This is a genomic window from Rossellomorea sp. y25, assembly GCF_038049935.1.
Taxonomy (GTDB): Bacteria; Bacillota; Bacilli; order Bacillales; family Bacillaceae_B; genus Rossellomorea.
In genome coordinates this window covers 642,647-668,754 of sequence record NZ_CP145886.1, presented here as the reverse complement: position 1 = coordinate 668,754, position 26,108 = coordinate 642,647, and the positions used below count along the sequence as shown (strand labels likewise).

General features: G+C 46.9%; 26 protein-coding genes. 7 read left to right on the top strand and 19 right to left on the bottom strand.

Translation table 11 applies throughout. From position 1 onward, the window contains the following. Window positions 1-55: 55 nt before the first annotated feature. The 6 genes from AAEM60_RS03375 to AAEM60_RS03350 form a co-directional block, all read right to left on the bottom strand. Window positions 56-1,525: a glycoside hydrolase family 68 protein gene (locus tag AAEM60_RS03375; RefSeq protein ID WP_341357394.1), complete on the bottom strand. Its 1,470-nt coding sequence runs from the start codon at window positions 1,523-1,525 to the stop codon at window positions 56-58. A gap of 173 nt (window positions 1,526-1,698) precedes the next feature. Beyond that, window positions 1,699-2,970: an ABC transporter substrate-binding protein gene (locus AAEM60_RS03370; RefSeq protein ID WP_341357393.1), complete on the bottom strand. Its 1,272-nt coding sequence runs from the start codon at window positions 2,968-2,970 to the stop codon at window positions 1,699-1,701. Then, the gene (locus AAEM60_RS03365; RefSeq protein ID WP_341357392.1) at window positions 2,967-4,133 is read right to left on the bottom strand and encodes a response regulator; all 1,167 of its coding nucleotides are present in this window, start codon (window positions 4,131-4,133) and stop codon (window positions 2,967-2,969) included. The genes AAEM60_RS03370 and AAEM60_RS03365 overlap by 4 nt, the downstream gene beginning before the upstream one ends. Before the next feature lie 14 nt (window positions 4,134-4,147). Then, window positions 4,148-5,878 carry a sensor histidine kinase gene (locus tag AAEM60_RS03360; RefSeq protein ID WP_341357391.1) on the bottom strand — a complete coding sequence of 577 codons (1,731 nt, stop codon included), beginning with the start codon at window positions 5,876-5,878 and terminating at the stop codon, window positions 4,148-4,150. A 253-nt stretch (window positions 5,879-6,131) separates the two neighbouring features. Beyond that, entirely contained in the window at window positions 6,132-6,866 is a 735-nt protein-coding gene (locus AAEM60_RS03355; RefSeq protein WP_341357390.1) for a TIGR02206 family membrane protein, read from the bottom strand. A 126-nt stretch (window positions 6,867-6,992) separates the two neighbouring features. Continuing rightward, complete coding sequence (locus AAEM60_RS03350; protein ID WP_299741740.1) at window positions 6,993-7,826, bottom strand: SDR family NAD(P)-dependent oxidoreductase; 834 nt, start codon at window positions 7,824-7,826, stop codon at window positions 6,993-6,995. A 111-nt stretch (window positions 7,827-7,937) separates the two neighbouring features. Between AAEM60_RS03350 and AAEM60_RS03345 the strand changes: the two genes are divergently transcribed. Continuing rightward, window positions 7,938-8,897, top strand: a complete 960-nt coding sequence (locus AAEM60_RS03345; protein ID WP_299741738.1) for a YafY family protein — start codon at window positions 7,938-7,940, stop codon at window positions 8,895-8,897. Between the two features lie 98 nt (window positions 8,898-8,995). Here the strand turns inward: AAEM60_RS03345 and AAEM60_RS03340 are convergent, their stop codons facing one another. From AAEM60_RS03340 to AAEM60_RS03325, 4 genes are all read right to left on the bottom strand, one after another. Then, window positions 8,996-9,679, bottom strand: coding sequence for an MBL fold metallo-hydrolase (locus tag AAEM60_RS03340; RefSeq protein WP_341357389.1), 684 nt, complete (start codon window positions 9,677-9,679; stop codon window positions 8,996-8,998). Window positions 9,680-9,740: 61 nt separating this feature from the next. Next, a complete protein-coding gene (locus AAEM60_RS03335) occupies window positions 9,741-10,091 on the bottom strand; it encodes a hypothetical protein (RefSeq protein ID WP_341357388.1) in 351 nt (116 codons plus the stop codon). A 78-nt stretch (window positions 10,092-10,169) separates the two neighbouring features. After that, the gene (locus tag AAEM60_RS03330; protein WP_341357387.1) at window positions 10,170-11,048 is read right to left on the bottom strand and encodes an alpha/beta hydrolase; all 879 of its coding nucleotides are present in this window, start codon (window positions 11,046-11,048) and stop codon (window positions 10,170-10,172) included. Between the two features lie 89 nt (window positions 11,049-11,137). Next, window positions 11,138-11,533 (bottom strand): VOC family protein, encoded by a 396-nt coding sequence (locus AAEM60_RS03325; RefSeq protein WP_299741731.1) that lies wholly within the window; start codon window positions 11,531-11,533, stop codon window positions 11,138-11,140. A 328-nt stretch (window positions 11,534-11,861) separates the two neighbouring features. Here AAEM60_RS03325 and AAEM60_RS03320 point away from each other — a divergent pair, with 328 nt between their 5' ends. The 4 genes from AAEM60_RS03320 (at window position 11,862) to AAEM60_RS03305 (ending at window position 15,186) form a co-directional block, all read left to right on the top strand. After that, window positions 11,862-12,431, top strand: coding sequence for a DeoR family transcriptional regulator (locus AAEM60_RS03320; RefSeq protein ID WP_341357386.1), 570 nt, complete (start codon window positions 11,862-11,864; stop codon window positions 12,429-12,431). 17 nt (window positions 12,432-12,448) lie between these two features. Then, on the top strand, window positions 12,449-13,792 hold the full coding sequence (locus AAEM60_RS03315) for a PepSY domain-containing protein (protein ID WP_341357385.1): 1,344 nt from the start codon (window positions 12,449-12,451) through the stop codon (window positions 13,790-13,792). Window positions 13,793-13,808: 16 nt separating this feature from the next. Beyond that, window positions 13,809-14,273: a FixH family protein gene (locus tag AAEM60_RS03310; protein WP_299741726.1), complete on the top strand. Its 465-nt coding sequence runs from the start codon at window positions 13,809-13,811 to the stop codon at window positions 14,271-14,273. Between the two features lie 151 nt (window positions 14,274-14,424). Then, entirely contained in the window at window positions 14,425-15,186 is a 762-nt protein-coding gene (locus tag AAEM60_RS03305) for a DUF3891 family protein (RefSeq protein ID WP_341357384.1), read from the top strand. Window positions 15,187-15,339: 153 nt separating this feature from the next. On the opposite strand, the gene AAEM60_RS03300 is transcribed toward AAEM60_RS03305, so the two are convergent. The 4 genes from AAEM60_RS03300 to AAEM60_RS03285 all read right to left on the bottom strand — a co-directional run bounded on the left by AAEM60_RS03300 (window position 15,340) and on the right by AAEM60_RS03285 (window position 19,261). After that, window positions 15,340-16,431 (bottom strand): ABC transporter permease, encoded by a 1,092-nt coding sequence (locus AAEM60_RS03300; RefSeq protein ID WP_299741722.1) that lies wholly within the window; start codon window positions 16,429-16,431, stop codon window positions 15,340-15,342. Then, entirely contained in the window at window positions 16,428-17,354 is a 927-nt protein-coding gene (locus AAEM60_RS03295) for an ABC transporter ATP-binding protein (protein WP_341357383.1), read from the bottom strand. The genes AAEM60_RS03300 and AAEM60_RS03295 overlap by 4 nt, the downstream gene beginning before the upstream one ends. 61 nt (window positions 17,355-17,415) lie before the next feature. Then, window positions 17,416-17,844, bottom strand: coding sequence for a DUF6526 family protein (locus AAEM60_RS03290; protein WP_299741718.1), 429 nt, complete (start codon window positions 17,842-17,844; stop codon window positions 17,416-17,418). Between the two features lie 295 nt (window positions 17,845-18,139). Then, window positions 18,140-19,261, bottom strand: a complete 1,122-nt coding sequence (locus AAEM60_RS03285) for an NADH-dependent flavin oxidoreductase (protein WP_341357382.1) — start codon at window positions 19,259-19,261, stop codon at window positions 18,140-18,142. Window positions 19,262-19,695: 434 nt separating this feature from the next. Between AAEM60_RS03285 and AAEM60_RS03280 the strand changes: the two genes are divergently transcribed. Then, window positions 19,696-19,887 carry a hypothetical protein gene (locus AAEM60_RS03280; protein WP_299741714.1) on the top strand — a complete coding sequence of 64 codons (192 nt, stop codon included), beginning with the start codon at window positions 19,696-19,698 and terminating at the stop codon, window positions 19,885-19,887. A gap of 61 nt (window positions 19,888-19,948) precedes the next feature. Here AAEM60_RS03280 and AAEM60_RS03275 read toward each other — a convergent pair whose 3' ends face one another. From AAEM60_RS03275 to abc-f, 3 genes are all read right to left on the bottom strand, one after another. After that, window positions 19,949-20,320: a YnfA family protein gene (locus AAEM60_RS03275; RefSeq protein WP_299741712.1), complete on the bottom strand. Its 372-nt coding sequence runs from the start codon at window positions 20,318-20,320 to the stop codon at window positions 19,949-19,951. 72 nt (window positions 20,321-20,392) lie between these two features. Further along, on the bottom strand, window positions 20,393-20,656 hold the full coding sequence (locus AAEM60_RS03270) for a hypothetical protein (RefSeq protein WP_299741711.1): 264 nt from the start codon (window positions 20,654-20,656) through the stop codon (window positions 20,393-20,395). Window positions 20,657-20,805: 149 nt separating this feature from the next. Then, entirely contained in the window at window positions 20,806-22,455 is a 1,650-nt protein-coding gene (gene abc-f, locus AAEM60_RS03265; RefSeq protein ID WP_341357964.1) for an ABC-F type ribosomal protection protein, read from the bottom strand. A gap of 394 nt (window positions 22,456-22,849) precedes the next feature. On the opposite strand from abc-f, the gene AAEM60_RS03260 reads away from it, so the two are divergent. After that, entirely contained in the window at window positions 22,850-23,623 is a 774-nt protein-coding gene (locus AAEM60_RS03260; RefSeq protein WP_299741707.1) for a TerC family protein, read from the top strand. A 60-nt stretch (window positions 23,624-23,683) separates the two neighbouring features. Here AAEM60_RS03260 and rlmD read toward each other — a convergent pair whose 3' ends face one another. After that, the gene (gene rlmD / locus AAEM60_RS03255; RefSeq protein WP_299741705.1) at window positions 23,684-25,081 is read right to left on the bottom strand and encodes a 23S rRNA (uracil(1939)-C(5))-methyltransferase RlmD; all 1,398 of its coding nucleotides are present in this window, start codon (window positions 25,079-25,081) and stop codon (window positions 23,684-23,686) included. A gap of 15 nt (window positions 25,082-25,096) precedes the next feature. Next, window positions 25,097-25,966, bottom strand: coding sequence for a DNA-3-methyladenine glycosylase (locus AAEM60_RS03250; RefSeq protein WP_341357381.1), 870 nt, complete (start codon window positions 25,964-25,966; stop codon window positions 25,097-25,099). Window positions 25,967-26,108 lie beyond the last annotated feature (142 nt).

Below are 26,108 nucleotides of genomic sequence, written 5' to 3'. Positions count from 1 at the left end.
CCTACTAAAAAAAGAAAATGCCATCAATGACATTTTCCTTTTTTGAAGTTTGCTATTATTGCTCGTCGTATGTGACTTGACCTTGCTTCAGGATACCGTCCTTCACAACGGATGATTTCTTGTTGTTGATATCAAGCAGGAAGGATGGAGCGAATGTTGATTTGTGGTCCTGGAAGTACCCACGGTTGGTCATGTAGCTGGTTACGACAAATTTGTCCGATTCTTTTTGCGGGATGACATAGTGTGCATACGTCCATGTGATGTCGTTCGGATCAAGATCCTGATGGAGGACGATTCCCGACTTGTTCATTGGCTTGAAAGGACCTGTCAATGAGTCTGCTACGTATCCTAACATGTAGATATCTTCATCGTCTGTGCCTTCGATGGTCATTTTCGATCCGCGAGTACTTGTGAATAAATAGAACTTACCATCCTTCTTGAAGATGTTCGGGCGTTCAATTTCATCTGTCACCGTGTTCGATACAAGCAACGGCTTCATTTCTTTCTTGATGGTGTAGTCATCGTTGATTTCGATGATGCCCATGGCGCCGTTCGCAAGTTCAGCAAAATCTTTCTTCGGGCTTTCCTGAAGGGCTTTGAATTCTTTCTGGAAGAAGTTCATTCCGTTTCCGTAGTACGCACGGTTGTACAGGGAATCTTTACCCGAGTAGCCATACTCTGTACCTGTGTTTGCTTCGAATACTAAGTATTTTTTCCCATTGTCTTCGATGTAGTGTGGGTCACGAAGCGTATGGTTATTCATGAAGTTGCGGTCTTCGAATGCTTTCCCGACTGTTTCATACGTATTTCCGTCGCCGCCGCTGTAGATGGATTTATGATCCTTGACACCGTCGATGTTCAATTCGTTTTTCGCTTGTTCAGAGATATTCACTTGGGCTGTTGTCAATGATTGACGTCCGAATAGTCCCTTGCTTTCATTGAAATCTCCGCGGTTTGTGTAGAATAAGCGGATGTCACCGTCTTCTGTGAAGAGGGCGGACCCAGACCATTCTTCTACCTGACCCTTTAATGTTTCGTCGTTCGCTTTGTATTTATCTTCATCATCGAAAACTCGTCCCGCATTTTTCCAGGCATCGATGGAATCATCGCCGACTTTTTTATAGAACATATAGATGAAGGTATCATTGGCGTTTTTCGGGTCACCGGCAAGTCCGAACACGATGTGATAGCCTTTGTACTCAGCCACGGTGCCGTCTGCGTTTTGAAGCGGCCATGTATCCCATACATCCATTTTGATTTCATTTCCGTTTTCATCGATTTTGGTTGCTGATTCTACATTTTTGATGGAAGAAGCGTCGAAGGAAGGAATCTTGAATTGAGCGTCTCCCTGCTGCTCGACCATGTTTTTCATATCCTGGCGGGTGATCTGTGACGTGCCATACGTTTCTTTGTATCCTTTTTCGTCAGCCCCGTTGGCAGAAACAGAAGTGAAGCTGCCTCCGAAAAGAATGGCTGCACTTAATGAAACAACGGTTGCTTTGTTTGCAAATTGACGATAGTTCATTATGTACTCCTCCTAAATGATAGTTATAAGTGCCGGCGAATTAAGTTCGCTGTTACTTTACATACTTAGTATAAGAAGGAATACCCCATATTGAATATGGCATGGATTGATTCAGATTTCGTCTTACATTGATATGCTAGAAATTGAAGGGTCAAAAAAAACCCCCCCACCGGTCACGAGGAGGGGGATGGACATGTACCTTGATTCCAAGTCCGGTCGAACGTTTCCAATGCTTGCTGACGGGAGATTTCCTGATTGATTTGTGCCTGCATGATCTCCCCCATCTCCTTTTTGAGACAAGGAGAAAATGAAGACCAGTTGAAGGTGTCCGTCTCCTTGATGAGGTTCAAAGTTTCCTGCCCCAGTGGACCGAGGTCCGTGACAGGGATGTCTCTGAAGGCAGGGATGAAATGGAACTTCTCCGTCATGAACTCCTGACCTTTCCGTGATGAGACCATCCAGTCCAGGAACCTCTTCGCTTCCTGCTTCCTCTCGGGGGATGATTGTTTATTGATGACCCAGTATCCCGGCACCCCGGCAAGGATCCTGCTCTCCGACTGATCATTGAGAGGCACCGGGAAGATCCCTGTGGAGATATCCTTTCCGTATAGAAGCGGTTGAATCCAGTTCCCCTGCAAGGCCATGGCCGCTTTTCCATCTGTGAACAGGTCAAGCTCTGTATAGTAATCAGTTTTAGTGGGACGCTCATTCCCGTAACGGACCGTCAGATCGAGCAGGGAGAATAAGTCCTGGAATAAAGGGTTCTCTTCGAAGCTAGCCGACCCGTCATTCATCCCTTCGATGAACCCGCCATCTTGTTGGGCGAAAGCGACACTCGCCATATGATGCCCGAGTTTCCAATCCTCGTAATAGCCATTGGCAAACGGCATGATTCCTGCTGCATCCAACTTTCTTGCCGCATCCTTAAGCTCAGAGAAGGTGGAAGGCGGGGAAGAAATACCGGCTTTTTCGAACAATTCCCGGTTGTATACAATCCCGAATCCTTCGATGTTCATGGGCATCCCGTAGACGTTCCCGTCCAACGTGATCCCTCCCAACACGCGATCTGATGCTCTTTTCACCCATGGTTCACCTGACAGGTCTTCTAAGTAGCGAAGCCATTCCTTCGCTGCGTCATTTCCCAAATTCGTGAAAATATCCGGACCTGCCCCGGCAGCGAGCTTTGCCGTGATATCTGAATAATCATCGGCTGCACCCCCTATCGTTTCCACCGTGATGTCGACGCCGGGGTGCTCTTTCTCATAAGCCGACACCATCTGTTCGAATTCCGTTGCAATCTCGACTTTCGGGTTACGTATGGTCAGGGTCACCTTATCAGGTTCGGTTTCTGTTTCTTTCTTCCCTTCTTCCTTCGCTGCCCCACAGCCTGCAAGGATCGCAGAGAGAAGGCCGAAGATGACGAGAAGAATCATCTTCTTACTCATTCCGTCACCCCCTTTGAAGGTTCCATTAATCGATATTCAAAGGGCGTCATCCCCGTCACTTTCTTAAATAGCTTGGAAAAGTACTTCTCATCCTGGTAGCCGAGCATGGTGGAAATCGAATAGATCGTCTCTTCCGTCTCCTGCAGCCAGGATTTTGCCTGGTCGATCCGAAGCTTCATCACGTATTTCGACAGGGTCAAACCCGTTTCTTTCTTGAACGTCCGGGAAATATGCTCCCTCGTCAAGAAGAACATCTTCGAAAGCTTCTCAAGGGAAATGTCTTCCATATAGTACGTCTCGACATAGGAAACGATCTCCTGGATGCGTTTAGCCGATTCCAGTTCATCTGGACGGCGGATCGTGCGGCATTGATTCTGTTCCAGGTCACCCATTAATCCCTGAAATACCTCATGGATCCTTTCCAAGGAATTCAGACGCTCCTGGACAAGTCTGATGGGGAGGGATATATGCTCACTGATCCATTCCTCCACATAGACCCACTGATCATTCGCAGTGAAGACGATGCAAAGGTTCTCTTCATTGAGATACGTGAAGGCATTTCCGATATTCCGGGTTTGCAGTTCTTCCGAGAGTGCTGCCGTATACGTCCCGGCCCGATGCGTGCGATAGAAGGAAAGAAGGGTCATATCCATCCCTTCATCCGGGAGAAGCGGCACGGGTAGATCTTCCTCGATTTCCTCCCCGGAACATACCGAGGTAATGACCTGATTGGCACGCAATCTCATCGCTTCTTCCAGGATTTCTTCTTGTTCCGTGTCTTCTGCCGCCTCCTGCTTCACTGCTTCCACCACCTTCCTTAAGACGGCGTCAAAGGCGTCATCATCGATGGGCTTCAACAAATAGTCGAAGCTGTTCAGCTGGATTGCTTTCCGCATGAAGGTATAATCGTCATAACCTGTGATTAGGACGATTTTGCTTTTGTATGACAGCTTGTTGATCTCTTCGATGAGTTCCATTCCCGTCATCTTCGGCATCTTGATATCCGTAAAGATGATATCCGGCTGTTCAGCCTGGATGATACCCAGCGCTTCCAGGCCGTTTGCCGCCTCGAGGACCGTAGTGATGCCGAGACGTTCCCATTCCCCAAGCTGACGTATAACGTTGCGGACATTCCGCTCATCATCGACAATCAGTGCTTTCATTGGTTTTCCCCCTTCTATCTATCCCGAAGGAAAGGGAGCCTCATGGTGACCTTGAAGCCCATCCCCTCCATTGTATCGATATGAAAAGATACTTGATCGTTGAAATTCAACTGCAATCGGTCATAAATATTTTTCAGCCCGATTCCCTTGTCCTGAAACGACTTGGGGGAACCTTTGGCGTAAACGGACGCTTTGATTCTTTGCAATTCTTCTTCTGACAAGGATGCTCCTGTATTTTTGATGAGGAATAGGATGGAATTCCTGTCCCGTTTCCCTGTGATCTTCAAAGAGGAATCGTCATAGCCTTCTTCATAGCTGTGTTTAAAATAGTTCTCCACAAGGGGCTGAAGGATCATGCTCGGAATCGAAGCGGAAAGGATCTCCTCCTCCATCTCGATCTCTGCGTGAACCCCCTCCCCGAATCTCTCCTTCTGCAGTGAGAGATAGGCCTGGATATAATTCAATTCATCCTGTACGGTCACCCACTGATCCGCATGAAGGGAATATCTCATCATCTTGGACAGGGAAATGATCAGTTTGTAAACATCCTTCGCACTGGACCTGAGGGCGACGGCCCCGATCGTCTGGAGCGCATTGAAGAGGAAATGGGGATTCACCTGGGACCTCAAGGCACGGAACTGATTCCTTTGGCTCTCGATTTCCAGTTTATACTCTCGGTCGATATGCTGATTGATCCGGTCCAGCATATCATCCATGTGATCTTCAAGATGACCCAATTCATCCTTCCTCGAAGTGGTGAAATCGATGTCCATGTTCCCTCCCTCAATGGAACGGACCTTCTCACTAAGATTGGTGATGGGCTTCGTGATGATATGGGAAATGATCACGACCATGATGATTCCAAGGACCACCACACCGACCCCCAAGACAATATTCGTGTATGCCGCTTCATTTACGTCCTTGAACAGCGCATCCTTCGAAATGATCTTTACCAGCTTCCATCCTTCAAGATTCCCATCCAGATTCTCGGTCAGAATGAGTTCTTCAGAAGATTTCTCCCCCTTGTAGGTTTCACTCATCTTATCCGGGCTGTTGGAATACATGATGGTATCGTGCTCATCCACCAATGCCACCCGGGCTTCCCCCGTATCGGACAGATGATGGATGAGGGACGAATAGGAGCTCATCTCGATGTCCATGGAAAAGAAGCCGAGAAACTCCCCAGTCAGGACATTGCTGACCTTGTGGTGGATCGTGAGCACCTTCGTCCGGTCCGACTCCGGGATGATCGCTGCGTTATTCGCATTCTCGATCACATGAGGACGTTCGATGACATAATTCTCCGACGACTGATACAGCTTATCGAAAGGGGTCTGTTGAAGATAATCCTCCTGGACTTTCGGAGCACTGAACTTCGACCTGTACACTGTCATCGCCTCTTGACCCCGGTCGAAATAGATGCGCAGCTGCCGGATTTCCGGTCGGGTGACGGTGAAGATCTTCATGCTCCTCTCGAAGGGTTGGACCTGCTCCCCTTTCAGTCCCTGTTCGAAAACCCTCAGGACATCCGGATCGTTATACAGGGCATAGGGAACCGAAGTCATATCATCGAAATACCGTTCCAGCACTGCTCCGCTCTCCCTCATCTCTTCCAGGCTCGTCTTCATCTCATGCTCCTCGACACTCGTCTTCGTATTGTTATAAATAATGAACACCGAAAGAAAATACGGCAAGATAATGAACAGCAGCAACATACCGAACAAACGACCCCTGACACTCCTCATCTACACGCCCCCTTTCCTTACTCCATTCCGAATTTCAGCAAGTCTAAACTATAACAGAAGCGAAGAACCCGTCAATGATTCGTAAGTCGTGCTGATTGACTCGATATGGGTCTATGGGGTTATTATGCAGGTGGAACAGGGAAAATATGAGAAAGCTGAAAAGACCCGTCATTTGAGAGAACGGGTCTTTTGTATTTTAGTTAGATTGTAAGTTGGGTAAGTCCCTGGTAGTCGCGGAATCATAAGGCTGGATTTAGGCAAATCCATCTGAATGAACTTTATCCTTATCCCTCTCCCGCTTCATAAGCATCCCCATCGGAAGATACGTCACGAAAAACACCACAAGTGCCGCGATTTCCAGATTGATATAATACATGACACCCGACCCGAAAAAGGAAAGGATCGTTTTAGATTCCGTTGGATTGGCTAAGTAGAAGAAATTCGTTTCTAGAAGAAGGTTTAGAAAGAAAATCGGAAGGGCGAGAAGATTGACCATCAGGAAGCCGGTCCATACAGCTTTTCGTGGCACCCTGTATCCCTCATACACGATGAAATAAAGGACGGACCATGCAATCGCTGCATGATGGAGAAAGTATTTAAGAAAGCGAAAATGAGGAAATTGATATGCTATTTCAGGTGTTACCATGCTTAAGATCGGAGGAAGAAATCCAATAAAGAACAGCAGATAGAATGCCTTCTGATTCGGCTTCAGGAATAAATAAATAGCGATAAAGGTACTGACTGAACAGAGCTGCAGAGGCAGATCCCCCACCTCCCACGTCCCTGTTGAGACGAGCCAGATATGCCACGATACCTCTGACAGGACCAGCATCCAGAATAACGTCCCCTTCAAGAATGACTGATACCTCTTCAGGAAGCGTCTAAAGTAAACAAGGATAAACGATAAAGCCACAAACATCAAAAGCACAGCAATATGCGGAACAGAAAACAACTCGAACGTACGCATCTCTGTCACCGAAAACATCATGCCACCCCTCTTCCTTTTGAAAGTGGTTATCATGAATAGTCTATTCGGCTTAGATGCGGGTTAAGACTGGATTTCATCGATTGAATTTGTCCCCCGGACCTTTAATCCGGGGAACAAAACAAACGGTTACATCGTAAACGGCGGAATATAACGCCCATCTACGTCCGTAAACTCATATTCTTTCGCCAAATCACCCGCTCTTACTACCTGTCCTGTCTTTTCCATCACCTTTGAATCCATCGCCAGCGCCGTGATGGCCCGTCCAATATAATAAGGCGTTTCTGATTTCTTCAAGTCTTCCGATTCCTGCCAGTGATCCTCGTCCACTCCCATATGCTCGAGTACAAGCTCTGTCCTCATAAACCCCGGCGAAACAGCAAGGACCGCGATATTGTCCCCTTTTAATTCTTCTGAAAGTCCATACGCCATGCGAACCAGTGCGTTCTTCGCCAAATCATAATAGAACTGTCCTCCGTACTTGCCTTCATCCCAGAAGGTCGTGTGAACGATGAGGGCCTCTTTGTTTTCACGAAGTAATGGGATGGCAAAATGATTCGTCGCCAACTGTGCCCGGACACCGGCCGTGAACATCGTATCCCAATTCGCGAGCGGCAGCTCCCAGAACGCTCCCGGATTCACCCCGATGTCATGCGCTCCCCACACGTTATTGATCAGAATATCAAGCTTCCCCTGTTCTTCACGAATTTGCTTGATCACAGCTTCCGTTTCTGAATCAATCGTATGATCACAACGAACCGCGATCCCTTTCCCACCGGCCTCTTCTATTTGAGTAACCGTGTCGTCAATCGTTCCCGGAAAGTTTTGCGTTGAATTCCCTTTTGTGCTTCGTCCCGTGACATACACTGTCGCCCCGGCTTTTCCCAATTCAATCGCAATTGCGCGTCCTGCTCCCCGGCTTCCCCCCGTTACAAGTACAACTTTTCCAGTCAATGATTTCATCCAACCCATTCCTTTCATCTACAAGATACGTTTATTATACGATCCTATTCTTGACATCCACTGTCATATTTAATTAAATAAAATTAACAAATTGAGAAAAAGGTGAAGCAGATGAGAGGCGACAGACTGGTATCCATTCTCTTATTATTACAATCACACGGGCAGATGACCGCAAAACAACTGTCAGAGAGATTGGAAGTTTCCGAACGGACGATTTACAGGGACATGGACGCCCTGAGCGGAACAGGGATCCCCGTGGTGGCAGAGCGCGGAAAAAACGGCGGCTGGTCTTTACTCGAAGACTATCAGACGGATCTGACCGGTCTGAAAGAATCAGAAATCCGCTCGTTGTTCGTTTCACCTTCATCCCACCTCCTCGACGATCTCGGCTTGACCCGTACGTCCGAGGAAGCCAGAAACAAACTCATCGCCTCCCTTCCATCCACCTATCGTGAAAACGCTAAAGACGTATGGAACCGAATCCACATCGACACAAGCTCATGGCGGAAGCAGAAAGAAAAAGCAGCCTCCTTTGAAGTCATTAAAGAGGCCATATGGAAGGAACAGAAACTGAGGATCACCTACCAGCGTGCAGACGGAAAAACAGACGACCGCATTGTGGAACCACTCGGACTCGTGGCAAAAGGTGACCTCTGGTACCTCGTGGCTTCCAAGGAAAACGGAGACATCCGGAATTACAGGGCCTCCCGTATCCTCTCTGCCGATTCTTTGGCCGGAACGTTCATAAGACCCCGGGGATTCGACCTGGCTCAGTATTGGACATCCTCCACTCAATCCTTCATTAAACGGCTGCCCTCTTATGAAGTGAAAGTCGAGGTCTCTCCACTTGCTTTATCGAGGCTGACATTCACCGGACGCTTTGCCCGTGTCCTTGAGATGGGGGATAGAAACAAAGAGAACTGGATACCGGTGACCCTTTCTTTTGATACAGAAGACGAAGCAAAGGGATACATCCTCGGTTTCGCCAATCAGGTAAGAGTGATTGAACCGAAGAATCTTCGTCAAAAAATACTAGAGATGGCAGAGGCGGCTGTTGCCTTTCATCGATAATAGACTTGAATCATTAGAGGATTTCATCTTGGTCAGGACAGAGTAAATAGCACAGAAAGAAGGGATGGGCATCTACTTCCACCCATCCCTTCCACTCTTTATTTATCCGCATCTCCAATAGTGATCAACTCTTCAAGGAACACGTCAAGATCCCCCACTAACACACCGCCATGTCCCGTACACATCACATCCGGATCATATTCCTTCATCATCCTTAGTCCATTCAAGAATACTGGTAAGTCCACCTTTGCAACCCCACCACACTGAAGAAATTCAATCCAGGCTTGCCTTAGATCTTCCCCTTTTGAAACAAGCCCTCCATCCGACAAAGGATCCCCAAAGAAACAGAGGAAATCCCCCGTAAAGAGCGTTCTGGTTGGCCGATGAAAGAAAATCACAGAACCCGGAGAATGATAGCCGACTCTCGTGTATTCGTAATCCCCTATCGTTCCCCTATCAAGGAGCTCCCCGCTAATGAAAGACTCAGCCGGCAACGTCTCGTCACCATGAATGACCTTCCTTGCCTTAGTAAATAACGGCGCCCCTCCCACATGATCCTCATGACCATGTGTGACGAGCATCAGCTTTACATCGTCAGCCGTTTTCCCGATTTTGTTTAAGGAATGCCGGAGAAACTCCAAGTGACCCTCTTTACACGAATCGACCACTGTCAATCCAGCATCCTCCTGAATAAAGTAAGCATTCGTATATGTATTCCATTCAGCATCCCAAACCGCTAACACATCTATTTGATCATTCACCTGTTCTAATAGATAATCCACTTTCGCTCCCCCTCCTGATTTCCATTTGAATCAATTCAACAAACAGGGGGGATTCTCCTTTTCACGGGAGAAGTTGGTAGATAAAACCTTGGATGAAAACCATGAGCAAGAAAGCAGATACGGCAAAAAACAGATAGCTTCGATACGATTTCCGATCCTTCTGGTGTTCTTCCGCTCCCATAATCACCATGAGGACCGCCAAGCCTGCCATGGTATATGGAAGCAAATCGTTATGATTTGAAGCCAATCCATAGAGTGATAGTGCCAGAACGATGATACTTATCGTTTTTCTTAATTTTTTCAGCACGGTTGATCCCTCTTTTCCTCTTATATATACAATGTCTTCGAGATAAATAAGATGCATCCATTTCAACGCATAATCCCCAATTATTTTATAAAATTGCTTAAACACCCAGTATTCATCCTTATTTTACCATACCAAATGAATTCATCCATAAATAAAACGCCCTGTCTCAGGACGTCTGTTTTCTTACTTAATCATGAATTCTTTCACAACCTCTGCCATCTTCTCCGGTTCTTCCATCTGGATATAATGTCCGCTTTCCAGGAAGATTTCTATCTCGCCATTAGGCAGATTCCGGTAGACATCCCGCGCCATATCGATTCCTGTATTTCCATCATATAGCCCGGTCATGACCAGTACGGGCGATTCAATCGCCTTGATTCTCCCGGTCAGATTCGAGAAAGGGACTTCTTGGATCTTCTCTTTCATATCTTCATTCCCAACCCTTGGGGCGTCATCCGTGCTGATTTCGACTAGTTTCTCATAGGACCCCTTTTTGAAAAAGGAGAATGCCATCGTCGTCTGTTCATCCACTAATCCCCAAGCCGCTCCATTCCTGCCTGTATAGGGAGCCCCTCCTTGCAGGAGGTTCCTTAGCTTCCACTGAACCTCTCCGTCCGTAATCGATATAAAACTCATGATCTGATTGATCGCTAGCCTGTCCCAGTCACCAATGGCCGGCCCCTCCAGAATGATTTTCTCGACACACCCAGGGTATTTCAACGCATACTCCAGTGCCAACTCCCCTCCAAACGAGTGTCCTAATGGAATGAATTTGTCCACATTCAGTGCTTTTCTGATTTCCTCCAGATCATCAAGGAGAATGTCGATGGAATATTCCCCCGGGTCTGCCGGTGGGTCTGAACGGCCGCAGCCCCGCTGATCATAATACACAAGCGTCGCGAACTCCTCGAGCAGTTTCCCCCCCGTTTGCTCCAGGATCCATTGATGCCCTCCAGGCCCGCCATGAATCGCAATCAAAGGGGTGGTATCGTGCTCTGCCCCAGCAATCCGTACCCAATGTTTCACACCATTTACCTTGATACATAACTCTCCATTTATCAATGCCTATTCCTCCATGAACTCATCCATTCATCCATATTGCCTGACCCGCAGAAGGTCAGGCAACATATCTTCTATCAATCTAAAAAATTCTACTTCGCATCCTTATCCGGCTGATGAATCCCGAACACATTGCCTTCTGTATCGATGTAATACCCCTGCCACGCCATTCCAGGAAGGGCATATTTCGGCATCGCTACCTTGCCGCCATGATCAAGAATGAGTTTCTCCGTTTGGTCATAATTTTCCACACCCATCGTACACGAATACCCATTCATCGGCTGGTTCGGTTCTGGTGGAGGACTTTGACGCTGCATCAGCGCACCATTGATCCCCATCTCATTTTCATCCCCTGTCACCGCACCAAAGTAAGGCATTCCGGCGAATTCACTCCAGTCTTCGAACTTCCATCCGAATACTTCGCCATAAAATGTCTTTGCACGTTCCATATCATCCACGTGTACTTCGAAATGTACCAATCTCCCCATAGTTCTTACCTCCTTGAATTCTATCATTTCACTATAATCATTCTGTTTCTGAAGGGAAATCCCTTCTTTTTCCTTCAGGACTCTCCAATATTTTAAAAAAATCTGAATTCTATAATCCAAATCATATTAAAAATGCGTATCCTTAGTGCCCCTTCATTAAGAATTCAAAAGCGAGAAACCCATTTGTGTGAGAAATATGAAGTACAATTGTCCATCGTGTTACAAATCAACATTTTTTCACATTTACCAACAATCATTTTCTTGAATAACCTATGATCCTTCCATACTATTTAACTATAAAGCGATTTCATTCGAAAGGACGATGATTATGCTGCCCATCGACAGACAACAACAGATTTTAACCTGGCTCAAAGAGGAAGGGACACTTCGTGTATCGGAAATCAGCTCCCGCCTTGAGGTTTCGGAAATGACGGTGTATCGGGACTTGAAGCCTCTCCTTGAAGAGAACAGGGTCCACAAAACCTCCAATGGCATTTCAACCCTCAAAGATCAAGGCATTCCCACGAATATCTGCATCTATTGCCTGAAGCCGGCCACTTCCAGAAGATCGGTTCAATTGGTGAAGAAGGATCACACGATCGAGCAGGCCTGCTGCCCTCACTGTGGATTACTCCGTTACGGGGACATCCAGGGAGAGGTCGTGCAGATCATGTGTCGTGATTTCTTAACGGATATGACGATAAGTGGGAAGACCGCCACTTTCCTGATCGATGCCGACTTAAACCTGAACTGCTGCCAGCCCCAGGTGATGGCATTCGAATCGAACAAGCAGGCCCGTCAATTCCAAACGGGATTTGGAGGGCATCTTTACAGCTTTCAAGAGGCCATCGCCGTCATTTCAGAAGAAATGTCGGGCTCAGACTGCTGTCATGACTAAGAAAAGAGGAATCTACTATGCGTAAAAAGTTGAACATGTCTCCTTATCAAACGATTTGGAGATGGCATTTCTATGCGGGGATCATCATTTCACCGTTCTTGCTCATCCTGGCTGTGACGGGGTCCATTTATCTATTCAAGCCCCAGATCGAACAGAATCTATACAAAGAGTATTACGAAGTGAAAGCACAAGGGGAGAAACTTCCTGCTTCTGAACAAATTGAGGAAGTGAAGAAACTCCACCCGGATGCACAAATCACCAAGTATCGTCCGGGAGAAAGTCCAGAACGCTCCAGTGAAATCGGTATCAGCACCGATGATGGTTCAGTCACTGTCTTCCTGGATCCCTACACCGGAAAATCACTTGGAGAGTTAAAGCCTGAAGACCGGATCATGGATAAAATAGTTGAATTCCATGGGGAACTGATGGCGGGAACCATCGGAGATCGTATCGTTGAGCTTGTCGCCTCCTGGGCCATCGTTCTGATTATCACAGGATTATTCCTATGGTTTCCACGTAAGAAAGACAAGCTGTCGGGAGTGTTCTTTCCCCGTTTCGGTAAGGGAAAAAGCATCCTGCGCCGGGACCTTCACGCTGTACCCGCTTTCTGGATTACAGCTGGAATGCTGTTCCTGATCATGACAGGCTTGCCTTGGTCGGGCTTCTGGGGAACGAACTTCCAGAATCTCATGACGAATGCAGGTGCCGGATACCCTCCATCGATTTGGACAGGTGAAGCACCACAGTCCGTTGTGAAAACAAAAGAAATCGCCGACGTCCCATGGGCAGCGGAAAACCTGGAAGTCCCTGTATCGGCACTCGAAGGCTACACTCCCGTATCGATCAATGATGTCGTGAGCATCGCCGACAGAGAAGGAATCGACCCGAGTTACACGGTGTACATCCCTGAGGGTGAGAACGGCGTCTATACACTATCTGCCTTTCCAGCAAAAGCTCAGAATGAGGTCACCATGCACCTTGATCAATATTCTGGAGCTGTCCTGGCTGATTATCGCTTCGACCATTACGGTATCGGCGGGAAAATCGTCGCCATGGGTATTACCCTCCATACCGGAACTCAATTTGGTATCATCAACCAATTGATCAGTCTCTTCATTTGCCTGGGGATTATCCTGGTGGTGGTGAGCGGATTCTATCTATGGTTAAAGCGGAAACCGAAAAGAGAAATGGGCTCACCGAAAGCGCCAAGCATCTTGAAAATGAAGCTCTTCCTGCTTCTCATGATTGTCTTGGGTATCCTCTTCCCTCTGGTTGGAGTTTCCTTGATCGTTATCTTGCTTCTTGACTGGCTGGTTATCAAACGGATCCCGGCTTTAAATAAATTCCTCGGTGCGGAATAAGAAAGGGCGATACTTCATGAATAATCGTACGAAAACCATTGGTCTCATCCTCATCTGCATGATGCTCGGAGCCTGTTCCCCTAAAGAGGATGCAGCCGAGCTTTACCGTCAGGAATCTCCGCTTCAGGCGGATATCACCATGCCTGAAGACTTTTCCGGAAGTGAACCGGTCAAGATTGCCCTCACACAAAACGGTCAATCCGTCGATGATGCCGATTTTGTCCATGTCGAAATATGGAAAGGTGACGGCTCCTTCCATGATCAGATGGAGGAAGCCGATAATGCCGGAGACGGGTATTATACATTTAACAAAAAGCTGACGGAAGATGGACTCTATTACATCAAGGTCCATGCCGCAAATAACGGATCCACCATCCTGCCGACCCTGCCCTTCGCTGTCGGTGAGCTGTCCAAGGCTGATGTCGAAGCCCTGAATGATCAAACTCCAGATGATAGTGGAAATCATGATTCTCACCACTGATGACAAAAGACCGAAAGCACTCGCTTCCGGTCTTTTCTTTTGAAGAAAAGACTGCCATCCTCATCACTTCTCCCATATTTTTTTCTGTAATAGACTACACCTTTGCTATAATGGATTCATAGACAAGCCCACAGAAAGGAGCCCACCCATCATGATCATTCGTGAAATCAAGGATTCATTTATCATGATCAGGCAGCACGACCACGCCTTTTTATCAGGCGAACTCATCAAGCACTTCAAGCCTTCCCTGCTAAAATCAGATGCATTCTTTGACGACGCCTTATATGCAGCCTATCAGCATGACCGCAGCTGGATCGGCCTGGACGAGACCCCGATCTGGAATGATAGGGAGAGTATTCCCTTCACCTTTTCTGACTATCCCCTCCTGCCAAAGCTCGCATTCTATAAAATCGGGGTGGACGAGATTGAGAGAGTGAACACCTATGCCAGTCTCCTATGCAGCCTGCACTTCTGCTCCTTCTTTTCACAATCCCAAAATAAAGACTGCCTTGTCTTTTTGACGGGCGAAGCCAGAAGACAAATGAACCTTAGGGAGTCGTTCCCTGACCTCGATGAAGAATTACTGCAGCAGCATTTCCACTTACTCCAATTCTCAGATAACCTGTCCTTATACCTGTGTTTGAATGAGCCGGGTGTGGCGAAAGAAGACGAGCATCCGTGGTTTAAAAATGGATTTCAGAATACAGAAATGTTTCATCCGGAAAATCAGCCGCTCATGGCCCGATGGTTGAATGAAAAGGAAGTGACCCTTGAACCTTATCCCTTTGAGAAGGAGTTTCACGTATCCCTGCAATACAAAATAGTCGTAAAAAGCTTGATTGAAGAGGTTGGGGTTGCTGAAGCTTATGAGAAGAGTGACATGAAAGAGCGTATGATTTTCATTTACAAATAGAAGACGAAAATGACTGGTACGGGGTGTCAACGCCATTCGTCGATGCGTAATTCGGCACCTAGAAGAATGAAAAGGATGTGGAAAGAAGTCAAACTGCTAAGGGAGAGGACATAAAAAAGTCCAACCGGGTTGATCCGATTGGACTTTTTTATGTTACTCCCACTTAAACACATAACTAGCCAGCGCAAATCCGCCAACAAGCCAAGCACCCAAAATCAGGGTCTCCATCCCCAACTCCCAAAACGGAGTCCCAAGATTCATCGTCTCTCTCAGAGCCGAACTCAGATGAGCGATCGGCAGCACCTTCACGATCGGCTGAATAAGATCCGGCATATTGTTGATTGGAAAGAACACGCCCCCAAGGAACAGCATCGGGAACGTCACAAATCCAGCAATCGGCCCGGCACTTTCCGGATTCTTCGCCATTCCTGCGATGATAAAGCCAAGTGCCATAAAGGCAAGGGTTCCGAGGATGATGAAGAAGATCATGGCGAGCCACGAACCGGCGACGTTAATGTCAAAGATGAGGTCGGCGATCAGGACGACGAGCAATGCCTGGGTCCCGTTCAGCATCAAGCGCGCCGTAATCTGGGCTGCGATAAAGGTGGAAGCCTTCAGTCTCGTCCCCTGCATTCTGCGGAGGATCCCCCGTTCACGCCAGGCGGAAATTTGACCCGCCACCCCGTTCATATTGTTGCTCATGATCATCATAGCTACGATACCAGGGACAAGGAAATCTACATATCGAAGATTCAACGCTTCGATTCCTACCTTTTCAACCGTCACCAACGGCTTGTAGTCCACGAGGTCCTTGCTGTATTGATCGATGATTCCGTTCACCACCGTCAATCCAAGCTCTGACGTGGTCAGGTTTTTCTCATTATAGTACACAGGTAGGGAAAAAGCCTCGTTCCCCTCCTTCAGGTTATCTTCATACCCTTTCGGGATTTCGATGAGAAGCTGAATATCTCCATTCTCAACGGCTTCTTTCCCCGTTTTGACACTCTTATATTTCGTTGTCTCAATTCCCTCATTTTTATAAAATAAGTCCTTTAATTCCTTCGAAGCTTCGGATTGATCCCCGTCGATCATCCCCACTGTTAATGAAATCGAATTCCCCCCGCCTGCAAATGACCCGAGGGCCACCATCAGGATGACCGGAAAGAGCAATGTAAAGAATAGGACTTGCTTGTTACGGGCAAAAATCCGTAATTGTGCCAGGGTTAACTGCCAATAAGCTCTCATGATTCCCGCAGCCTCCTTCCTGTCATATGAATGAAGACATCCTCTAATGTCGCTTGCCGCGTTTGAAGATCCCTGATTTTTAGATCGTGCTCCTCAGACAATTGGATCAAGGATGTAAGGGAAAGCTGAAGATCATCTGTATACAGCTGGACAAACGTATCCTTGATGGCAGCTTCCTCGACTCCATCCATTTCCATGAACCACTCCTGTTCAGGTGGATTGGTGAGGTGAAATTCTACCGTACTCGTCGACTGCAGTGTCTTCACCAGATTAGCCGGCGTGTCAAGGGCGATCAGCTCCCCTTGATCCATGATGCCGATGCGGTCACAGAGTACATGGGCTTCATCCATATAATGTGTGGACAGAATCACGGTCTTTCCCCGCTCCTTCAAGCGCAGCACAATGTCCCAAAGCGTCCGTCGCGCCTGTGGATCCAATCCCGTCGTCGGCTCATCCAAAAACACGATATCCGGATCATGAATCAGCGCCAGGGCAATTGCGAGCCGCTGCTTCTGACCGCCAGACAGCCCCTTGATCCGGTCCTTCCTCTTCTCGGTCAGGAGCATCTCCTCGATCAATTGATCGATGTCCACATGTCTCGGATAAAAACTTGCATACAAATGAAGGATCTCCTCCACCTTCAGCAACTCAAACAACGAGGTCGACTGAAGCTGAACCCCGATTACTTCCTTCACCTTATTCACGTCTTTCCGAACGTCAAAGCCGGCTAAGGTTGCCGTCCCCTCATCCGGCTTCCGGAGTCCCACAAGCATCTCGATCGTCGTCGTTTTCCCCGCTCCATTCGGACCAAGCAGGCCGAATATCTCTCCCTTTTCCACGTGGAACCGGACTTCTTTCACAGCAGTGAAGGAACCATATTTTTTCACAAGACCTTTTACGTCTACCATAATCCCGTTCGTCATAACGAGCCTCCTTTTACAAAAATGTAACCGCCCATGAGTGAGCGGTCCGTTCTTTAGATGTCTATACGCGGTGATGATCTGCACGCCAGTTTTGTACAGCTTTTTTAATATCCTTTGCAGTTAAGTCCTCTGTTAATGTGCGTTCCACTAAACCTGGAAATTCCTCATCCGGGGCAAACCTCAGGGCGATCACCTGTTTCATGGAAATAGTAGGATCTAACCGATTCCCCGTTAAGCGATAATAACGGAAATTTTCTTCGTTGCGAATGATCCGGTCCTGAAGCTGGAGAGCATATAATCGCAGCTTCACCGTCATAAACAGGAACGTAATCGCAGCGAACAGCACAATAAAACTGAGGAGCGCCTCTGTCCCCACATTTTTTACGAAGAACGTAATCGATAATACCAACGTCACAATCGATAAAAGTGCTATCCCATAATGATACAACGGATCGATCTTACTGTGATTCTCATAGCTTTGTTGTTTCATATGTACCTCCAAAGGTTTATAGATTCATTATATACCAGATGTGCGGGACAGGGGGACAGGTTTACTGTCCCATTTATGCATTTTGTAATTGAACACACTTAGAAATCATATTCTGGAATGTACTTTGTTATGAGTGGTGGGGGATTGATCCAACTTGAGATCCCTCCCAATTCACATTGGCCACACACCAATTGAAGATAGAAAAAAAGTTCATATTGTTAAAGATCACTTTGGTAACAGAAAAGGCAACTGCCACTATAGGCAGTTGCCTTTAAGCTTAATATAACTACGTGCCTTATACCCCCGGGAACCACCCTGGCGTATGAATGATTGCATTCCATAAAGGATCAGGCACTACTAACTGTTCCTGCTTTTCCTTATCGATCTCCGTCACAATTTCATCTTCTTTCCCGTCTGCAAGCTTCTGTACCCAATCGGGATCGATGATGAGACCGCGCCCCAGTGCCAATAGAGGAACCCCTGTCTCAAATGCTTTACGCGCATCTTCTGCAGAGTAGATAGAGCCTACACCGATAAGTGGAGTACGATCTGCAATCGTTTCAAGCAGGTAATCCATTCTCGTTTTCTCTACATCCTCCACGCCTCTTCTCGGTTTCGAGAAGAAATCGAATAGAGACACATGCAGATAATCCAGATCTTTGTCTGCTAATGCGTCTACCAAGGAAAGAGTATCCCCCATGGAGAATCCATTCTCCTCAGGCTCTTCAGGTGAAAAACGGTAGCCGACGATGAATGGATGCTTGGCATGCTCATCAACCACACTCTTCACCTTATCCACGATCGCCATCGGGAATGTCATCCGTTTCTCCAAGCTGCCTCCAAAACGATCCTCTCGCTGATTTGTCATTGGAGAAAAGAACTGATGGATCAAATAACCGTTTGCTCCGTGAATCTCGACGCCGTCATAGCCGGCCACGATTGCACGGCAGGTCGTTTCTCCGAAAGCTTCGATGATTTCCTCGATCTCAGCCTCCGTTAAAGCTCTTGCTTTCTTCTCTTGATTGTCACCCATCACATCACTCGCACTGACAACGTCGCCATCAGGAACCAGGTCAGAAGGACACTGCACCCCGCCATGGAAAATCTGCAATATCGCCTTCGCACCCTGATCCTTGATTGCTCCCGCCAATCGTTCAAGACTCGGGATCATTTCATCCGTGTCACCACCAAATTCACCAGGGAATCCCTTCCCGTTAGGTGTCACATACGTACAAGCTGTGACAACCATGCTGACACCCTTCGAACGGCGGGCATAATAGTCTACCTCTGCATCCGTTACATTTCCATCATCATCTGATGAAAAGTTCGTCATCGGTGCCATGATGATACGGTTTTTCAGCTCTATTCCGTTTTTGAATCTATATGGGGTAAATAAATCTTTATACTTTGCATTCATGGTTTTTGCCTCCTTCTTGTTGTTCAAGGAATATCATAGTAGATGAAAAGATGTTTTGACCATTCATCTGCTTGGGGAATGTGCAACGCTTGATTCCTGTAAATCCAAAACAACTTGCTGAAAACCTTTATCCGCCATCTGATTATCTATGCCGGGTACTAACGGTCTTTTTTCGTACCTGGTACAATTCAACGTTTTTGTACCTGGTACAATTCAACGCTTTTGTACCAGGTACAAACCTGCCTCTCCCACGTCGAAATATTATCTATATTTTTCCATATGTTCAACGGAGATAGTAGCAGGATGGGACGCAGGGACAGGTCCCTTGTCCCACTTCTTCATCTTTTTTTCTCCGGGATCTCCACATCTATGAGCTATTACAACAGGGTTGTCACCTGCTTTCACCTAACTCGGTTATAAAGAAGGTTTTTAGAATGGTTTGGTTATTCGTCCTGATTCCCCTCTCTTTCCTGGGTGCAGTAGCAATCGGAGGCAGCATCAAAGAGAAATACTTTTCCCAAGGCTACCTCACGGGTGATTGCTACGACACCCATAAGAGTGAGGGATATAACACGCAATGCCGCGCAGACTCCAATCAGTACAAGTGGTATACGGGTGGAAATTGATCTGCTGCACACAAAAAGGCCCAGAATTAAGCTCTGAGCCTTTTTGTATGAAATTTATTCATCACTGCCGGGGTGCAAAAAGCATGACCGATACCCCGACTAAGCAAATACCGGCACCAACCCAATCATATAAATCAGGTGTTTCTTTATCAATTCCCCAGCCCCATAAAACAGAGAGGACAATAAAGACTCCTCCATATGCTGCATACACCCTGCCGAACGATGGAAAGGTTTGAAGTGTTGCAATGACACCGTACAAAGCTAATGCGAGCCCTCCTAATAACCCCAGATAAGCAGGTTTTCCCTCTCTTAACCAAAGCCAAATCAGGTACCCGCCACCAATTTCAGCTAGACCGGCACATATAAATAAAATCGTTGCATAAAGGATATCCATCACTTCCCAGCGTTCTATTGTTACAGATAAATATAACATCTTTTACCTGAAAAGCCGATGAGTGATCGCCATTTAGGAGTTAAGGCAAATCCTGTACCCAACAATCCTATTTCACTGATACATGGAAAGCACTTTCTCTACATCACTGATCAAATCATTTAGTTCAACCTGTGATAAGCGTACAGGCATTTGATCATTTAGTGTAATAATTTGTCCGTCATCTTCGTTTTGATGTTTTTTTAAATATTGATAGATACTATCGATCTGATTCTTATTGAGGACTGACTCTGTATTCAAATCCTTTACTTTCTGTATAGAAAATTCATTAGTAGTTGAATCAAAATCCCCCGCAATAATGGTCCCTTGCAAGAACATACTCTCACTCCTCATTGTAAGTATATGTTAGTTTATCCCCAACTCAGGACTATTAGCAGCAATACCATCTACCAACAGGCAAAATTCAAGAAAACAACCGAAAACCGATATAATGTCGTGCCCGGTATTATTTGTTCTCATAAAAATGATCACTTCAACCCATTGATCGCCTTCGTAAGCTCTAAGAATTTCTTATCCAATTCAGCATACCCTTTATCACCCGGCGTCATAAAACTGAGCCTCCCCAACACATCCTGTCTCTCCGTCTCCAGTTTCAGCCTCAATTCCCCCTGCTCATCCCGTTCTGGAGCAGGTTCATTCAGCCGTTTATGAATCCCTTCGTTCTCAATCACAAGTTTGGTACTCGTCGTCTTCTCTAGAAAATACCGGTCATGGGACACGACGATCAAAGTTCCACTGTACTTGGCGAGAGTATCCTCAAGCTGTTCACGCGATGCCAGATCAAGATGATTCGTCGGCTCATCCAGGATCAGCACATCTCTTTCTTCTAAAATATACTTCATCAATTTGCACTTTACACGCTCACCCATGCTCATATTCCTGATCGGTTCCCGCCAGTGGGTCGTCTGGAATCCCAAGTGCTTCATGAGCGTCTGGACTTTCCCTCTTTCCTCGAATGTTTCCTGGTGGAAAAGCTGCTCGGGCGTTTCGTCAAGAGGAAGGTCGAACACTTCCTGCGTCAGATAGCCGATTTGGGCAGATGGTGAAACCCATACTTCACCGTCAGCCTTCTCCTGCCCCAGGATCACCTTCAATAATGTCGTCTTCCCGCTGCCATTCGGTCCGGTGATCGAGACCTTTTCGCCATGCTGGATCGTAAAATTGGCGTTCCTGAATAGGATTCGTCCCTCGAAAGCTTTCGTCAGATCCTTCACTTCCAGGAACCGCTTTCCGGTCTTATATGTGGCCTTAAGGGAGAATCGCACCGTATGTTCTTCCTCAACCTCTTCCACCTTTGCCCTCTCAAGCTCTTTCTCAAGACGCTTTTGCTTCGATTTCACCTGACTGTCCGTCCGCTTTGCTTTTACACGGTAGTATTCTTTATATCCTTCCTGTTTCGTGGATTGAGCATGGGCTTTTTGTGACCAGGAATTGAGCTCGCTGATCTGACTTTCGATCCTTTCCACCATCTTCTGCTGCTTTTCATATTCACGCTGCTGGGACAGCCGTTTCTGTTTTCGTGCCTCCATGTAGCTCGAATAATTCCCTCTATGCTCAAGGAGCTTTCTGCCTTCAATCGACCATATCTTTGTTACGGCTTCATCCAGAAAATACCGGTCATGGGACACAAGAATGATCGTCCCTTTATATTCCTTGACCTGTTTTGTCAGGATCTCCATGCTTTCCTGATCCAGGTGATTCGTTGGTTCATCCAGCAGAAGGAGGTCTCTGTTTTTCGCAAAGCCTTTTGCAAGCCTCGCCTTCAGCTTTTCACCGCCGCTCAAATGCTGAAAATCATTGTCGGGAACATGCCATTTTTCCAGTAACCTGGATTCGGAGGGGGTCGTGTCGTTGATGGAATAGGATTCCATTTCCTGCTCGACCATACCGATGTTCAAGTCATGCTGCAACCATTGGATTGTGCCTTCGGAGGGTACTAAATCCCCGTTAATCAACTGCAGAAGTGTAGATTTACCCGCACCATTCTGCCCGATGATCCCGATGACATCCCCTTCCTGCACACTCGCTTTTACACCCTCAATAATATTCTGATCCATGATTTCATAGCTTATATTCACTAATTTCATTAATTCTCTCATACGATCTTCCCCTCTCATCAAAGGGAGAACAAAAAAATCCTCCCATTTCTTCTGGAAGGATTAGCCGTACCTGTCGCGCTCAAAGAAGCCACTTGAAATCAATGGCTCAGACGATGTAATAAAAATGGGCAGACTAATCCTATTTTGGTTGATTTGAAATATGAAATTTCAAACGTCGCGAAAATAAGATTAGTTCTTCATCGTCCACCCATCACTCCTGTCATAATTAGTAAATTAACTATACCATGAAGGGATGACGGAAGCAAAAGGAAATTGGATTCTGCTTCCGTCCTTCCATCACTAAAAACGAAAGTATCAGATGCAAATTAAGTGGGAAGCTAACCATGTGAACTTATTTTCAAAAGGTATGACCCGTATCGGGTTGCATATTCACTAGGAAGGAGTTTTACGCTTGGAATCAATCTGGTTAGAATACGGATGGACATTACTGATCCTTATTGGCCTTGAAGGCTTGTTATCAGCGGATAATGCCCTTGTCCTCGCCGTTATTGCAAAACATCTGCCGGACGACGAGAAGAAAAGGGCCATTAAATATGGGATTTTCCTCGCCTTTGCCTTCCGTTTTGGTGCCCTCTTTGCCATTTCGTTTATCGCAAACGTCTGGCAGATACAGGCCATAGGTGCAGCCTACCTTCTTTACCTGGGCTTAAAGCATGTCATCAAAGCACGTTTTGGAAAAGAAAACGAAAATATACGGGAAGACACAGAAGAAGAAGCTGCAGGGAAAGGCTTTTGGCCGACAGTCGGGAAAATCGCATTGGCGGACCTTGCCTTTGCCATTGATTCGATCCTAGCTGCTGTGGCCCTTGCCCTTGGGCTGCCTGATTCTCCTCTGGATAATTTCGGCGGAATGGACGGCGGGAAGTTCCTGATTGTCGTCCTTGGAGGAATTGCCGGGCTGATCTTAATCAAATATGCGGCAACCTGGTTTGTCCAGCTGCTTGAAAAGCGCCCAGCTTTAGAAACTACCGCTTATGCGATTGTCGCATGGGTCGGGGTGAAGCTTGCGGTCATTACCCTTGCACATGAAGATATCGGGGTGCTGGATCATGATTTCCCTCACAGTACTGGTTGGACACTCACTTTCTACGGTGTTCTTGTGGGGATCGCTTTGTTTGGTTGGTTTGCCCCTGGGAATAAACAATCACAGCATAGTAATGTTTGAGGAATAAATAATCAATAAGACAAGCCCTGCGAGAAAATCACAGGGCTTTGTCCGTTTTTATTATTTTAGTACCAGCTTCGCCACAACTTCCACATGGGCAGTCTGCGGAAACATATCAACAGGCTGCAAATACTCAACGCGATAGTGCTTCTTCAAATAATCAATATCCTTCGCAAGGGTGGAAGGGTTGCAGGATACATAAACGAATGTTTTCGGTTTTACTTCTTTTAGCGTATCAAGCAGCTTGTTATCGCAACCTGTTCTAGGAGGATCGACTACGACCACATCCGGACGCCAGCCTTCATTTTTCCATTGAGGCATGAGCGTTTCCGCACCCCCGACAAAGTACTCAGCGTGATCCACTCCGAATTTCTTGGCGTTTTTCTTCGCGTCATCGATTCCTTCTTTGATGACATCCATCCCACGGATTTCTTTCGCTCCATCTGCGAGCCAGAGACCGATTGTACCGACTCCACAGTACGCATCGACAACCTTCTCTTCCCCTGTGAGCCCCGCTGCTTTTTTCGCTTCGTTATACAGCTTGCTCGTCTGGATCGGGTTGAGCTGGAAAAATGCCCGGGCGGATAGCTCGTAGGTGAACTCTTCCAGGCGTTCTTCGATGCTTTCTTTACCTGATAGATGGATTGTTTCGTCTCCGAATACGAGTGCCGTCTTCTTAGGATTGATGTTTTGGGCGATTGAAACGACTTCCGGAAGACGTTTCTGAATTTCAGAAATCAGTAATTCCTTGCGTGGAATCTTCTTCTCTGCAGTGACGAGTACGACTTGGACTTCGCCTGTTTCAAAGCCGACACGGGTCACGATCGTTTTCAGGAACGGCTTCTTCTTTTTATCATCAAAGACAGGGATGTTAAAGTCGTTGATAATGCGCTTGATTTCAGTTGTGACTTTATTCGTCAGTGGGTGCTGAACGATACACTCATCGATGTCGATGAGCTTGTTGGAGTTCATGCTGTATAGCCCTGCGATGGCTTTCCCGTTTTGGGTTCCCACTTGGAATTGGCTTTTATTCCGGTAGTGCCAAGGGTTGTCCATCCCGATCGTCGAACGGATGTCCAGGTCTTCTAATTTGAGCTTCGTATGACGCTCAAGTGATTGAAGCAGGATATCCCGTTTGGCGTCGAGCTGCCCTTCATATGAGAGATGCTGAAGCTGACAGCCTCCACATTGCTCGTAGACCGGACATGGGGCTTTGGTGCGCTCTGGTGACTTCTTCCGGATCTTTTTGATGCGGGCCTCGGAGAATTTCGGGTGGACCTTGGTCACTTCGACGACCACTTCTTCTCCCGTCAGTGCTCCAGGTACGAAGACGATCTTTCGTTTAAAGAATCCGACTCCTTCACCATTGATGCCGATTTTTTTTATGGTCAGAGGGAACTGTTGTTTCAACTCGATTTTCACTTCATTGTGCTGCTTTTTTGCGTATTGCTTTTTCATTGGTTCACGTCCGTTCTATTCGATACTTCTCCATAAATACAAGGATGCATAGCTTAAATAAGGATGCCAGGATGCGCTGAATTGATCCAGCTCGTCCATGGTCGGTTTCTGATCCATTTGGAATAATTTCTTGATGGCATTTTGGATGCCGATATCCGCTTTCGGGAAGAGATTCGGCCGACCAAGTCCGAATAACAGAAAGCTTTGGGCTGTCCATGGGCCGATTCCGCGGATTTTAGTAAGTTCCTTGATGACTTCTTCGTCCGACTGCCCGGCTAATTTGTCCAGGTCCAGTTCTCCGCTTGCTACCTTCTGTCCGATGCCAATTGCATATTCCGCTTTCCGCTGACTGAATTGCAGCTCCCGCAGTTCTTCCACAGTAAGTCCGGCGACTGTTTCCGGTGATGGATAGAACCACACTCCGTCTTTTTGCCAGCCATATTTGGTGACGAAACGATGGGTCAGGGTGAACGCGAATTTCAGGTTCAGCTGCTGGTGGATGATGCTTTTGATGATTGTGGCGAACGGGTCGAACTCCAGGATGATGGGTGTGCCGATATGCTCTTCGAAGATCGGCTTAAGATCGGTTTGCAGGAAGTGCTCGTGCATTTTGTTAAGACCGGTGTGCCACTGGAAAATATCTGAGATTCGGTCCTGCTTTTGTTCAAGGAATTCTTCATGTTCAAAGGTGATGCTGAATTCAGGTTGATCCGTGGTGCCTGTCGCCTGAACCATGATGACCTCGCCTTTCCCATCCGGGAGATAATATGGAACCTTTACGCTTCGGTCTTCCTGATCCACTGCGTTCAATGGATCCAGCGACAGCCGCTCCAGTACCCGGTCGAAATCATACGGACCTTCAATCTTAACATTCCTACTTACCATCGTCCTCATCCTTCCGCACAAAACTTGTATGTGTATTATAGCATAACGGGAGTGTAACACTTCAACGTTGTCGTTCGTCTAATACATTAGAAGAGAGGGACGGACCTCTAAAAGTGGACGGACCTTATGGAATTTCTGAAAG

Bases quoted from the DNA above. Each gene is read 5' to 3' on its own strand.
- AAEM60_RS03375 (WP_341357394.1), bottom strand. From the start codon at position 1,525: ATGAACTATCGTCAATTTGCAAACAAAGCAACCGTTGTTTCATTAAGT.
- AAEM60_RS03370 (WP_341357393.1), bottom strand. From the start codon at position 2,970: ATGAGTAAGAAGATGATTCTTCTCGTCATCTTCGGCCTTCTCTCTGCG.
- AAEM60_RS03365 (WP_341357392.1), bottom strand. From the start codon at position 4,133: ATGAAAGCACTGATTGTCGATGATGAGCGGAATGTCCGCAACGTTATA.
- AAEM60_RS03360 (WP_341357391.1), bottom strand. From the start codon at position 5,878: ATGAGGAGTGTCAGGGGTCGTTTGTTCGGTATGTTGCTGCTGTTCATT.
- AAEM60_RS03355 (WP_341357390.1), bottom strand. From the start codon at position 6,866: ATGATGTTTTCGGTGACAGAGATGCGTACGTTCGAGTTGTTTTCTGTT.
- AAEM60_RS03350 (WP_299741740.1), bottom strand. From the start codon at position 7,826: ATGAAATCATTGACTGGAAAAGTTGTACTTGTAACGGGGGGAAGCCGG.
- AAEM60_RS03345 (WP_299741738.1), top strand. From the start codon at position 7,938: ATGAGAGGCGACAGACTGGTATCCATTCTCTTATTATTACAATCACAC.
- AAEM60_RS03325 (WP_299741731.1), bottom strand. From the start codon at position 11,533: ATGGGGAGATTGGTACATTTCGAAGTACACGTGGATGATATGGAACGT.
- AAEM60_RS03320 (WP_341357386.1), top strand. From the start codon at position 11,862: ATGCTGCCCATCGACAGACAACAACAGATTTTAACCTGGCTCAAAGAG.
- AAEM60_RS03315 (WP_341357385.1), top strand. From the start codon at position 12,449: ATGCGTAAAAAGTTGAACATGTCTCCTTATCAAACGATTTGGAGATGG.
- AAEM60_RS03310 (WP_299741726.1), top strand. From the start codon at position 13,809: ATGAATAATCGTACGAAAACCATTGGTCTCATCCTCATCTGCATGATG.
- AAEM60_RS03305 (WP_341357384.1), top strand. From the start codon at position 14,425: ATGATCATTCGTGAAATCAAGGATTCATTTATCATGATCAGGCAGCAC.
- AAEM60_RS03300 (WP_299741722.1), bottom strand. From the start codon at position 16,431: ATGAGAGCTTATTGGCAGTTAACCCTGGCACAATTACGGATTTTTGCC.
- AAEM60_RS03295 (WP_341357383.1), bottom strand. From the start codon at position 17,354: ATGACGAACGGGATTATGGTAGACGTAAAAGGTCTTGTGAAAAAATAT.
- AAEM60_RS03290 (WP_299741718.1), bottom strand. From the start codon at position 17,844: ATGAAACAACAAAGCTATGAGAATCACAGTAAGATCGATCCGTTGTAT.
- AAEM60_RS03285 (WP_341357382.1), bottom strand. From the start codon at position 19,261: ATGAATGCAAAGTATAAAGATTTATTTACCCCATATAGATTCAAAAAC.
- AAEM60_RS03280 (WP_299741714.1), top strand. From the start codon at position 19,696: ATGGTTTGGTTATTCGTCCTGATTCCCCTCTCTTTCCTGGGTGCAGTA.
- AAEM60_RS03275 (WP_299741712.1), bottom strand. From the start codon at position 20,320: ATGTTATATTTATCTGTAACAATAGAACGCTGGGAAGTGATGGATATC.
- AAEM60_RS03270 (WP_299741711.1), bottom strand. From the start codon at position 20,656: ATGTTCTTGCAAGGGACCATTATTGCGGGGGATTTTGATTCAACTACT.
- abc-f (WP_341357964.1), bottom strand. From the start codon at position 22,455: ATGAGAGGGGAAGATCGTATGAGAGAATTAATGAAATTAGTGAATATA.
- rlmD (WP_299741705.1), bottom strand. From the start codon at position 25,081: ATGAAAAAGCAATACGCAAAAAAGCAGCACAATGAAGTGAAAATCGAG.
- AAEM60_RS03250 (WP_341357381.1), bottom strand. From the start codon at position 25,966: ATGGTAAGTAGGAATGTTAAGATTGAAGGTCCGTATGATTTCGACCGG.